This is a genomic window from Bradyrhizobium sp. MI1.11 (assembly GCF_055811255.1).
In genome coordinates this window covers 249042-260929 of sequence record NZ_JBVVPM010000002.1, presented here as the reverse complement: position 1 = coordinate 260929, position 11888 = coordinate 249042, and the positions used below count along the sequence as shown (strand labels likewise).

Genomic DNA, 11888 nt, shown 5'->3' with positions numbered 1-11888 from the left:
GCTCCGCGTAAGTGACGCGGCGACGCACCGGCGCGAGGCGAAGTCAGCCGGTTCAGCCCTGCGCGATCAGGTCGACCGTTCCCGTCGTGAGCCGATAGATGCCGCCGACGACCTTCAGCTTGCCCTGCTCCACGGCCGCGTTGAGGATCGGCGCTGCCGATTTCAGCTTCGCGATGTTGTCGATGACGTTCTGCCGGATCGCCTTGTCGAGGACGTCCCCGCCCTGCTGCATCGCAGCCTTGGCGGCGGGCGTGATCGCATCGACCAGCGAGGGAATATGGCCCGGCGGCGGCTTGTTGTCCTTGATCGCCTTCAGCGTCGCATCGATCGCGCCGCAAGCGTCATGGCCGAGCACGAGGATCAGCGGCGTATTCAGTACGGCCACCGCGTATTCCATGCTGGCGATGGTTTCGGTGCCGGCAAAATTTCCGGCGACGCGGCAAACGAACAGATCGCCACGGCCGGTGTCGAAGGCATATTCCGGCGCGATGCGCGAATCGGCACAGCTCAGCACGGCGGCAAACGGGTTCTGTCCGCCGACCAACGCCTCGCGCTCGTGCTTGAAATCGTGCCGCCGCGACACCCCGTCGACATAGCGCGCATTGCCTTCCGTCAGGCGCTTCAACGACGCATCGGGTGACAGCACGTTCTGCGGCTTGGGCGGCGCCTTGGTCTCCTTGGCGAAAGCATTGCCGGCGAGGGCAAGGCCGAACGCGGCGGCGCCAAACAGCATTGCGGACCGCCGCGACGGCCCAGCGTTTCCCTGCAGAGCTTCAGAGCATTTGTCGCACATGTCGCGTTTCCTCCCGGCGAGGTGGACGATGGCATCGCCGCGATCATAGCCGCAATGACGTGACGAAACCACAACATCCGCAGGGAGCACGCACGACCTTCAGCGCTGGCCACTCGATCAGAGCTGCTGCACGTCCACCACGCCCGCGACCGCCTTGATGGCGCCGGCGATCTGCGGCGAGACCTTGAAGCGGCCGGGCAGCTTCATCTCGACCTCGGTCTCGAGGTCGAGCATCATGACCAGCGAGACCTCGCCGTCGCCGTTGGAGCGGCGCGCTGTGCCGGGACTGCCGACCTTCGGCGCGGCGTCGTTCGAACCGGCCATGTCGGGACCGGCGAGACGCTTGGCGATCGATTCCAGGGGCTTGGTATCGCGCACGAAGATGCGCAGGCCCTTCTGCGTCTTGGCCGCCGCCTCGTCCAGCGGTTCGGCGTGGAGCACGCGCGCGCGGACGTCCTCGCCCTGAAGCTCGGCGCCGAGCTGGAGCAGCACCGCGGCGCCCGGCTCCAGCACGTCGCGATATTGCGCAAGGCCTTCGGAGAACAGCACCGCCTCAAAGTGACCCGTGGGATCAGAGAGCCCCATAATGCCCATCTTGTTGCCGGTCTTGGTGCGCCGCTCCATGCGCGACACCACGGTGGCAGCGACCTTGCCGGCGGTGGCACCGGTCTTCACCGCGCGGGAGAACTCGGCCCAGGACTGCACACGCAGCCGCTTCAGCACGGTGGCGTAATCGTCGAGCGGATGCCCCGACAGGAAGAAGCCGATCGCATCATATTCGCGGCGCAGCCGCTCGGCCGGCAACCAGGGCTCGATCTGCGGCAGCATGATGGTCGGCGCGTCGGCCGAGCTGCCGAACATGTCGTTCTGGCCGATGGTTGCAGCTTCGTTCGCCCGCTGGCATGCGGCGAGAATCGAGTCGGCGCCGGCGAAGACCCGCGCCCGGTTCGGCTCCAGGGTGTCGAAGGCGCCCGCAGCAGCGAGGCTTTCGATGATGCGCTTGTTGATCGCGCGCGGCGACACTCGCGCGGCGAAGTCGGCGAGCGAGGTGAACAAGCCGTTTTTGGTCCGCTCCGCGATGATCTGCTCGACGGCCGCAATGCCGACGCCCTTCAGCGCCGCGAGCGCGTAGTAGATGGTCTTGTCGCCGACCTCGAAAGTCGCGCCGGAGCGATTGACGTTGGGCGGCTCGACCTTGATGCCGAGGCGCTGCGCCTCGGCGCGGAATTCGGACAGCTTGTCGGTATTGTTGAGATCGAGCGTCATCGACGCCGCGATGAACTCCACCGGGTAATGCGCCTTCATGTAGGCGGTGTGGTAGGACACCAGCGCATAGGCCGCCGCGTGGCTCTTGTTGAAGCCGTAGTCGGCGAATTTCGCCAGCAGCTCGAAGATGGTATCGGCCTGCCCCTTCGGCACGCCGTTCTTCACTGCGCCTGCAACGAAGATCTCGCGCTGCTTCTCCATCTCGGCGCGGATCTTCTTGCCCATGGCGCGGCGCAGCAGGTCGGCGTCGCCGAGCGAATAGCCCGACATCACCTGCGCGATCTGCATCACCTGTTCCTGGTAGATGATGACGCCGAAGGTCTCCTTGAGAATCGGCTCCAGCACGGGGTGGAGATATTCCGGCTCCTCGTCGCCGTGCTTGCGCGCGCAATAGGTCGGGATGTTCGCCATCGGACCCGGTCGATAGAGCGCGACCAGCGCGATGATGTCCTCGAAACGGTCGGGGCGCATGTCGACCAGCGCGCGCCGCATGCCCTGGCTTTCAACCTGGAACACGCCGACCACCTCGCCGCGCGCCAGCATCTGGTAGCTTTCGGCATCGTCGATCGGCAGCGTCGCGAGATCGACATGGATGTCGCGCGGCTTGAGCAGTTTGCACGCCACGTCGAGCACGGTCAGCGTCTTCAGACCGAGAAAGTCGAACTTCACGAGGCCCGCGGGCTCGACCCATTTCATGTTGAACTGGGTCACCGGCATGTCGGACTTGGGATCGCGATACATCGGCACGAGTTCGCTCAGCGGCCGATCGCCGATCACGATGCCGGCCGCATGCGTCGAGGCGTGACGGGTCAGGCCTTCGAGGCGCTGCGCGATGTCGAAGGCGCGCGCCACCACCGGGTCCTCGTCGCGGAACGCCTGGAGCTTCGGCTCGCTCTCGATCGCGGCGGCCAGCGTCACCGGCGCGGCCGGATTCTGCGGCACGAGCTTGGTGAGCTTGTCGACCTGGCCATAGGGCATCTGCAGCACGCGGCCGACGTCGCGCAGCACGCCGCGCGCCTGCAGCGTACCGAAGGTGATGATCTGCGCGACCTGGTCGCGACCGTAGCGCTCCTGGACGTATCTGATCACCTCCCCCCGGCGGTCCTGGCAGAAGTCGATGTCGAAATCCGGCATCGAGACGCGTTCCGGATTGAGGAAGCGCTCGAACAGCAGGCCGAACTTGATCGGGTCGAGGTCGGTGATGGTCAGCGCCCACGCAACCAGCGAGCCCGCGCCGGAGCCACGGCCTGGCCCGACCGGAATGCCCTGGCCCTTTGCCCATTTGATGAAGTCGGAGACGATCAGGAAGTAGCCCGCGTACTTCATGCGCATGATGACGTCGAGCTCGAACGCAAGCCGCGCGTTGTAGTCTTCTTCCGTCGTGCCCTGCGACAGCCCGTGCACGCGCAGGCGGTTGGCGAGCCCCTCCTCCGCCTGCCGCTTCAATTCGGCCGCCTCGACGGAGGCGGCATCGGAGCTTGCGGCAGCGCCGACCGTGAAGAACGGCAGGATCGGCTTGCGCGTCATCGGCCGGAACGAGCAGCGCTCGGCGATCTCGACCGTCGAGGCCAGCGCCTCCGGAATGTCGGCGAACAGCACCGCCATCTCGGCGCGGGTCTTGAAGCGGTGATCGGGCGTGAGCTGCTCGCGCTCAGTCTCCGCGATCAGCCGGCCGCCGGCGATGCAGAGCAGCGCGTCATGGGCTTCGTAATCGTCGGTCGCGGCGAAATACGGCTCGTTGGTCGCGACCAGCGGCAGGCCCTTGGTATAGGCGATGTCGATAAGGCTGCTTTCGACCCGCCGCTCCTTCTCGATGTTGTGGCGCTGCAATTCGACGTAGAGGCGGTCCCCGAACAGGCTGGCCAGACGCTCGCAGCGCGCCGCCGCGAGCTCGCTATAACCGCCGGCAAGCGCCAGCGAGATCGGCCCGTCCGGACCGCCCGTCAGCGCGATCAGGCCTTCGGTCTCGCCTTCGAGCCAGTCGAACTTGATGTGGGGAGCATGAGTGTCGGGCGTCTCCATGAACGCGCGCGAGTTCAGCCGCATCAGGCTGCGATAGCCGCGCTCCTGCGCGGCCAGCAGCACCACGCGCGAGGGCAGCAGCACGTTACGCGCAGTGGGATCCTGGTCGCCGAACTCGATCGCGATCTCGCAGCCCACGATCGGCTGGATACCAGAGCCCGCCATCTTGTCGGAGAACTCCAGCGCACCGAACATGTTGTCGGTGTCGGTCAGCGCCAGCGCCGGCTGATGGTCTTTCTTGGCAAGCTCCGCGAGCTTGGCGATCTTGATCGAGCCCTTGAGCAGCGAATAGGCCGAGTGAACGTGAAGGTGGACAAATCCGGCGCTCGGCATGGTCGCGTGACGGCCTCTTGCAGATGAGATGGAGCGGTCACCGGCACGGGAGGCATCCTGCACTCGCCCGGCCGACTCGCCTCATAATGGTGGGGCGTCACGCTGCCAGAGTCCACGCCAGAGCGGCCAATCGGCCGCGTCGTCCTGCTTTTCCCCAACCTGGCCAGCGCCTAGAGCTGCGGGAGCACCTGGGCCCAGATCGCGATCATCCCGACAAACAGCGCGATCGAGGCTAGCGCGGCGGCTTCTTCGACGAAAATCCTGAACATGGCTTACTCCATGGTGAGAACGTATGAAGAACATTGTTCTCATTTCGTTCTCAAGAGTCAAGCCATCTCGACCGTCTCGAAACGGAATGGTTAACCCGCTGAAGTCCAACAACAAAAAAGCCCCGGCCGATGGCCGGGGCTTTCGCCGACCGCTCGAAGTCGAGCGATCGATATCAGGCATCTACTCAGTAGCGGCCGAGGCTCGGGCCGCCGAACTTATAGTTCAGGCGGACGAGGCCCATGTCGACGTCCTGACGGATGCGATCGGTCGAGGGCACCAGCGCGAAGGTGACGTTCTTGTCCTGCAGGAAGATGTGGTTGTACTCGACGCCAACCGACCAGTTCGGGGCGAAACCGTACTCGAGGCCGGCACCGATCGTGCCACCCCAACGGGTCTGATCGTTCGAGGACAGCAGCGCGCCGCCAAGGGTCGAGACTTCATACTTGCTGCCGGCGACAGCCGCACCGCCCTTGGCGTAAACGAGGACGTTGTTCCAGGCGTAGCCGATCTGACCGGTGATCAGACCGAACGAGTCGATCTTGGAGCGGTTGCGCGTCGCAAACAGCGCGCTGACGTTGTCGCCGGAGAAGTCAGCCCAGTTGCCCTGACCTTCGATGCCGAACACCCACTGGCCCGACTGCATGCGGTAGCCGATCTGGCCGCCGACCGTGCCGCCGGTCGCATCGTGCGAACCCTCGCGGCCACCGCCGACGAGATCCCAGGTCGAATGGGCGGAACCGCCGCCGCCGTTGATACCGATGTAGAAGCCGCTCCAGTCGTAGATCGCGGCAACCATCGCCGGCGCCTTGGTGTAAGGCCGCGCAGCGAGGTCAGCAGCCAGCGCCGGTGCGGTCGCGCCGAGCGCGACAAGGCTCACAGCAGCAAGCAACAGATTCTTGTTCATTTGATTCCCGTTCCAGTTTCGTCGTTAGGCCCCCGGGCCGTGGCGTCGTCATACCAGCGCGCGACGGAATTGCTGTAACCTCGACGCCACAGTCCGCGCCAAAGGATCGCGCTTCATTAATGAAGATTTACCAGCGCGCGCTGGAAGCCCTTTGAAACAAGTGTTTTCACGAGTTCCATTGTCGATTACACGACATCTGCGGCACACGCGCGTGACAACGTCGCGCGCACGTTCGCGTGATTGGAGAATTGAATGCGCAGACGAATTGCCCTCCCCATTGTCGCCATATTTTTCGCTCGCCCTCGCCACATTTGGGCTCACGCTCAGCGCAAGCGTGCCTGCGCGCGCGTTCGGGACCCACCATGCCTTCTGCCTGACCGGCGATGAATGGCCGGGGCTGAGCAATTGCACGTTCGACAGTTACGCGCAGTGCCAGGCGAGTTCGTCGGGCCGCGCCCTCACCTGCATCGCGAACCCTTATTTCGCAGGTCAGAGCGATGACCCCTATGCGTATCAGAACAGGCCGCGCGCGCAGGTGCCGGGTTATTCACCCGGTTACTACGTGCCGCGCTGAGATGCGTCGCACTCGCCTCGCGCTCCTCGCGATCGGCCTGCTCCTCGCGGGCGCGCCTGCGCGCGCGCAGACCTATGATCCGAGCTATCCGGTCTGCATGCAGATCTACGGCCCCGTTGGCTATTTCGATTGCCGCTACACCTCGCTCGAGCAGTGCAGATTTTTAGCAGTCGGTCGGTCGGCGACGTGCGTAGCGAACCCGTATTTCGCGCAGAAGAAGCCCCCTCGCCACTCGCGGCGCATCAATTAAATCGGGACTCTGATATGCGGCCCGCCTTTTGGCTGCGGCCCGAGATCCGGTGGCTTGAGGACGCCTCCTTAACCAGCCATCGTCACGATCAACGGTCCGCTTCGCGTGGCGATCACCGTGTGCTCGTATTGAACGGTCGGCGCCTCGGGGCTGCTGTAGAGCGTCCAAGGATCATCGCCATCCTGTGCCCATTCGGCGCCGAGAGACAGGAACGGCTCGACGGTGAACACGAGGCCTTCGCTCATGATGCGGCGTTCGGAGCGGTCGGGCCATGTTGCGATCTCCGTCGGCTCTTCGTGGAGCGACAGGCCGACACCGTGACTGGCAAGGTTCCTGACCAGGCTGTAACCGTTCTTCCGCGCAAATGTCCCGATGGCCTGACCGATTCCGGCGATCGGCTTGCCGGCTCCAACCTGCTGCAGGCCCGTCCACATTGCGCGCCGGCCATCCCTGCAAAGACGTTCGACCACTCGCGTTGCGGGTGGAACGGCGAACGATGCTCCCGTATCCGCAAAGAAGCCGTTCTTCTCGGCTGACACGTCGATGTTCACGAGGTCCCCACGCGCGATCCGCCGATCGCCCGGGATGCCATGAGCGATCTCCTCGTTCACGCTGATGCAGGTTGCGCCCGGAAAGTCGTAGGCCAGCTCCGGAGCCGAACGTGCGCCGGCAGCCTCCAGCAGTACACGCCCGATCCGATCGATTTCGGAGGTGGTCATGCCCGGCTCGAGCGCCTTCCCCATTGCCTCCAGGATATTGGCGACGATGCGCCCGATTTCTTTCAGGCGCGCGAGGTCGTTGTCATCCGAGATTGTCATTTCATGCTCTTCCGAAAGCCGGGACATAGCCCTTGTGACGGCGGCTTGCAAACGGGAGAGACCGTTTCCAAAGCGCGTTCAGATATCGTCAAGCAAGCTGCGGACTTTGGCAGCCAGGTCTTCGATAGCGAAGGGCTTCGGAAGCAGATGCTTGCCGGCATCGAGCACGCCATTGTGAACGATTGCATCGCGCGTGTAGCCGGTGGTGAACAGCACTTTCAGCGCCGGGAATCGTCTCGACAGCTCGGCCGCCAGCTCGGCGCCGGTCATGTCGGGCATGACGACATCCGTGAACAGCAGATCCGGAACGAAACCATTTTCGATCGTCCTGATCGCCTCTTTGGCGCTGGCTGCCTCGATGACGGTATAGCCAAGTTCGCGCAGGCTTTCGGACGACATGCTGCGGACGCGCTCGTCGTCTTCCACGACGAGAATGGTTTCGTTCTGATGGCTCGCACCGGCGGGTGTCTCTTCCTGCGACAGATCTGAGCCCGCCTCCTCGCCGGCGAAGCGTGGAAGGTAGATCTTCACGGTCGTGCCAACATCGACTTCCGAGTCAATTTTGACATGGCCGCCCGACTGCCGCACGAAACCGTAAACCTGACTGAGGCCGAGGCCGGTGCCCTTGCCCACGACCTTGGTCGTGAAAAACGGATCGAACACCTTACCGAGCACATCGGCCGGAATTCCCGTGCCGTTGTCCGTCACCGCGACGAGAACGTACTGCCCGGGTGCGAGTGCGTACTCGCGAGCATATTTTCGGTCTATCGAGGCGTTGCTGGTTTCTATCGTCAGCCTGCCGCCCTTCGGCATGGCATCGCGCGCATTGACCGCGAGATTGATCACGGCGCTTTCGAGCTGGGCCGGGTCTGCCTTGACCCGCCAGAGGCCCGCCGTCAGCACCGTATCGAGGCGGATTAGCTCGCCAAGCGACCGCTCGAGCAGCTCGCTCATCCCGCCGACCATCTTGTTGATGTCCACGACTTCAGGCGCGAGCGGCTGCTGGCGCGAGAACGCGAGCAGTCGCTGCGTCAACGTAGCTGCGCGATTTGCACCGTCGATGGCGCCCTCGATGAAGCGGTCTATGCTGACCTCTCCCCTGCTGAGCCGCCGCTTGGCAAGGTTCAGGCTGCCGAGAATCACGGCCAGCATATTGTTGAAGTCGTGAGCAATACCTCCGGTCAATTGACCGACGGCTTCCATCTTCTGGGATTGCCGCAATTGCTCTTCAGCTTTCATGCGCTCGGCGATTTCGTCGGCAACACGTTGCTCCAATCCCGCATTGAGCGCCTCGAGCCGGGTCAAGAGCTGGGCGTTGTCGATAGCGGTGGCGGCATGGCCCGCAATACCAAGCAATGCGGATTCATGCTCGGCCTGGAATTTACCCGTCTCGGCGTGACCGAAGAAAAGTCCGCCGAAGACTTCGCCGGTGCGCGAGATCACAGGGACCGCCAGATAGGATCGGACCGGAAGATGGCCCTCGGGCATGCCTTTCCGCGGCGCGTTCTTGCCATAGCGGGGGTCCTGCAGAATGTCGTCGGACCTCACCACGCCGGAGCCCTCGAAAGTCGGGCCAAAGAGGGCGGTGTTGCGCGGCATCGGAAAGTTTTCAAACGCGGATGGCGAGGCACCGGACAGCGAATACAGCATATAGCTGCCGCCATCCGGCGCCAGAACGTTGTAGAAAAAGGCGCCGAATTGAGCACCCGTGAGTCCGACGCCGGCATCCGTGACGATCTGGACGATCTTGTCGAGGTCGCGTTCGCGAGAGACCGAGGCCCCGGTATCATTCAGTATTCTGAGATGACGCTCGGTTTTCTTTTGCGCGGTGATATCCAGAACCGTTCCAATGAACCGAACAGCCTGGCCGTCGGCAAAGATGGCTTGACCGGTCGCGGCGATCCAGCGTTCGACCCCATCCTTGATGCCAATGGTCCGGTATTCCATGTTGTAGTTTGGCGGAGAGTGCGGCGTCAGCGCTGCGGAGACGGCCTCGTGGGCGCGCTGCCGGTCCTCGGGATGAAGGCCCTTCAGGAACGAGCCTTCATAGCTGACTTCGGCGTCGGGCGATAAGCCGAATACCTCCTTGCAGCGGCTATCCCATCGAAGAACGTTGTTGACCGGGTCGTAGTCCCAGGTGCCGATACCAGCCGCCTTGTTTGCAAGCGTCAGTCGTTCGGCAGCCTCCCGCGCCGCCTGTTCCGATCGGACGCGCTCGATGTGGGCCCACGATCGCTCGGTCACTTCGGTGAGCAAGGCGAGTTCGCGCGGCGTCCACTGGTGCGGGCCGCGGTGATGAATCGCCATCAGGGCGGTCAGTCGCCCTTCTTTCACCAAGGGCATGCAAATCGTCGAACCGATCCCGATGTTCTGGAAAGTGGCGGCTTCGTCCGGCGCAATCTCCCTTAGATTGTCATTGATGATGAGCGGCCTGCCCGCACTCAACTCTCGCACCGCCTGCTTGCCAAAATCGGCCAGACTGTAGTGACCGATGATATGCATTGCGCCGGGCGCGGCCCAATCGCCGCGTATGGTGAAGCCGTCCTGGTCCGGATCCATGTCGGCGTAGGCGCAGTTCGAGACGCCGAGATGCTCGCCGACCATTTTGGTCGTGACCGCCATCACGCCGTCGGCATCGCGAGTCCTGGCCGTCTCCTTGTTGAGTGCGTCCAGGAAAAGCAGGCGGGCTTCGTTCTCCCGCACAGCCGTTTCCGCACGGCGGCGCTCGACGGCCGTGCGCGTGCGCTCGGCAACATCGCGAATAAGCTCCAGCTCTTCGGGGCTCCATTCGCGCGGCTTGGCATCGTTCAGATAGAGCAGCGCCACGACCCCGTCGGGCTCCGAGATCGGCATGTTGACGAGCGCGCGCGCAGAGATCGCCTCGAGAGCATTGGCACGATCGCCGACGCGAGGGTCTTTCTCCGCATCGGCACAGACGACGGTCTCGCCCCGCTTGAGGTCTTCGATGTAGCTGCCATAGTCGCGAAACCGCAGCACGCCTGCGAGGCTCAGGATGCCCGGTGCGTTCCAGTCGCGGACAATGGTGATGGTCTCGGCTGAGGTGTCGACCGTGCCGTAACCTGCCCTGCTGACGTTCAGGCTGCGGCCGAGCAGCTCCGCCGCGGCGTAGGCGAGATCGTCGGGATTGCTGATCTCTCGGATGTAGTCGCCGAGTGTGGCTAAGACGGAATTGCGATCGGCCGAGCGGACCCCGGTCGCTGTCGTCATTGGTGTTCCCCTGCCACTTCCCTAGCTCCACGAGGAGCCAGCCGTTTGATCGTCCCGCTGCTGTTCGCTTCGACCACAGGTAGCCCGCCTGACTTTCTGAGTGATGCAGCCGGGTCGCGCAAATTGTCTGCGCGATAACCGCATGATGGCATTTAGGTTCCCGTCGTCACCGTCCCCTGGGAGGCTGCCGTTCTGCCTGCTCCCACCTGGTCGCCAGATTACCAATCCAGACGTGGCGGACGGACCCTGGAAACTGGAAAACGAAGCGCGCCCCTTCGTCCGCAAGATCGCGATGCTGAAGAAGGAGAACGGCGCTTCGTTCCGGCCTATGGAGAATGGCGTCTGTCTTGCGAAAGCAGAAAGCGCGTGCCGCTGACATTCGCGGGCGAGATCGACGAGACGGCCGTCGGCAAGAGCACCATCCTGGTGACGGCGGACGCCGCTCCGGACAAGACGGCCGGAGGGTCTGCATTGCGGGCCGGAAAATATGAGGTCTGGCGCGGCAGCATCGATCCCGAGATGGTCAAGGCGATACTGGCGTCCCGCTCCCTGCATGTCCGCGAAACCATGCTGCTACCCGACGACAAGGCGGACATCACGAAATTCGACATCGACCTGACGGGCCTGACGTCAGTGTGGCCGCAGCTTGCGACGTCATGCGCGGTGACGACGCCGGCTCCCAAGAGCCCGTGGCCGGCTATTCAGCAGCCGAACGCCAGCGTAACGCCCCCGGCCGCACCGTCGCCATGAGTCAACGTAGCGAAACTCGAACATCGCGCCGAAGGTCAGCTCTGCCAGGGAGTGTTGCGGATGCGAGTGCATGCGTTCGGCTTGTGAAATGTGGGGTCGTGATCTTCGATGTAATCGAAATTAACAGTCCCGAACGTGGTCTGCGGCTTCTTCAAGGCTGAGCAGGTTTGTATCTGAAGGAACTCGTTCTTGAAGTCACCGCGCGGAAATGCGGTGGTCACCTGGTCGCGCTGCTCCGGCGTGTACTCATCATAGCCAATCCCCACGACGTCGACCAAAACGCCCGCATGCGTGAGAGCGATTTCCGGCCGCATGTATTGTGGAATTCCAGGCGTCGTATGTAACGCGATCGCCTCCCAAACCAGATCGGCCTTTGGCTCGTCAATGCCGTGTCCCCTCAGAAATTCGCGGGCGGCATCGGCGCCATCAACTTCAAATCGGATGGTCTGTGTATGGTAATGGTCAACAAGCCCGAGATCGTGGAACAGCGCCGCGATGTAGAGCAGCTCGGAATCGAATTTTAGATTTTTCCGATGTCCCTTGATCGCGCCGAACACAAAGACGCGGACCGAGTGGTTGAACAACATGTCGTTTTCGTACTGGCGCACCAGCTCGGCGGCCTCCCGTGCGATCTTACTGTCGGGAATCTTCACGCCGGAAATTGCGATGGTCATATCAAG

The 11888-nt window shown here is 63.3% G+C and carries 8 protein-coding genes and 1 pseudogene; 3 read left to right on the top strand and 6 right to left on the bottom strand.

Going from position 1 to position 11888, the window contains the following annotated elements; genetic code table 11:
• Positions 1 to 52 precede the first annotated feature (52 nt).
• The 3 genes from AC0L30_RS03150 to AC0L30_RS03140 all read right to left on the bottom strand — a co-directional run bounded on the left by AC0L30_RS03150 (position 53) and on the right by AC0L30_RS03140 (position 5588).
• Complete coding sequence (locus AC0L30_RS03150) at positions 53 to 793, bottom strand: carbonic anhydrase (RefSeq protein ID WP_219682199.1); 741 nt, start codon at positions 791 to 793, stop codon at positions 53 to 55.
• A gap of 117 nt (positions 794 to 910) precedes the next feature.
• The gene (gene dnaE, locus AC0L30_RS03145; protein WP_354128696.1) at positions 911 to 4414 is read right to left on the bottom strand and encodes a DNA polymerase III subunit alpha; all 3504 of its coding nucleotides are present in this window, start codon (positions 4412 to 4414) and stop codon (positions 911 to 913) included.
• A 454-nt stretch (positions 4415 to 4868) separates the two neighbouring features.
• On the bottom strand, positions 4869 to 5588 hold the full coding sequence (locus AC0L30_RS03140; protein ID WP_007603620.1) for an outer membrane protein: 720 nt from the start codon (positions 5586 to 5588) through the stop codon (positions 4869 to 4871).
• Between the two features lie 252 nt (positions 5589 to 5840).
• On the opposite strand from AC0L30_RS03140, the pseudogene AC0L30_RS03135 reads away from it, so the two are divergent.
• Both AC0L30_RS03135 and AC0L30_RS03130 read left to right on the top strand, forming a co-directional pair.
• Positions 5841 to 6162, top strand: a pseudogene (locus AC0L30_RS03135) (DUF3551 domain-containing protein).
• A 1-nt stretch (position 6163) separates the two neighbouring features.
• The gene (locus tag AC0L30_RS03130) at positions 6164 to 6412 is read left to right on the top strand and encodes a DUF3551 domain-containing protein (protein WP_219682202.1); all 249 of its coding nucleotides are present in this window, start codon (positions 6164 to 6166) and stop codon (positions 6410 to 6412) included.
• A 68-nt stretch (positions 6413 to 6480) separates the two neighbouring features.
• Here AC0L30_RS03130 and map read toward each other — a convergent pair whose 3' ends face one another.
• Together map and AC0L30_RS03120 are read right to left on the bottom strand one after the other, a co-directional pair.
• A complete protein-coding gene (gene map / locus AC0L30_RS03125; RefSeq protein WP_219682256.1) occupies positions 6481 to 7230 on the bottom strand; it encodes a type I methionyl aminopeptidase in 750 nt (249 codons plus the stop codon).
• 78 nt (positions 7231 to 7308) lie between these two features.
• Positions 7309 to 10458, bottom strand: a complete 3150-nt coding sequence (locus AC0L30_RS03120) for a GAF domain-containing protein (protein WP_473403745.1) — start codon at positions 10456 to 10458, stop codon at positions 7309 to 7311.
• Between the two features lie 366 nt (positions 10459 to 10824).
• On the opposite strand from AC0L30_RS03120, the gene AC0L30_RS03115 reads away from it, so the two are divergent.
• The gene (locus AC0L30_RS03115) at positions 10825 to 11208 is read left to right on the top strand and encodes a hypothetical protein (protein ID WP_246648830.1); all 384 of its coding nucleotides are present in this window, start codon (positions 10825 to 10827) and stop codon (positions 11206 to 11208) included.
• A gap of 35 nt (positions 11209 to 11243) precedes the next feature.
• Here AC0L30_RS03115 and AC0L30_RS03110 read toward each other — a convergent pair whose 3' ends face one another.
• Entirely contained in the window at positions 11244 to 11882 is a 639-nt protein-coding gene (locus AC0L30_RS03110; protein ID WP_473403744.1) for an HD domain-containing protein, read from the bottom strand.
• Positions 11883 to 11888: the final 6 nt, after the last annotated feature.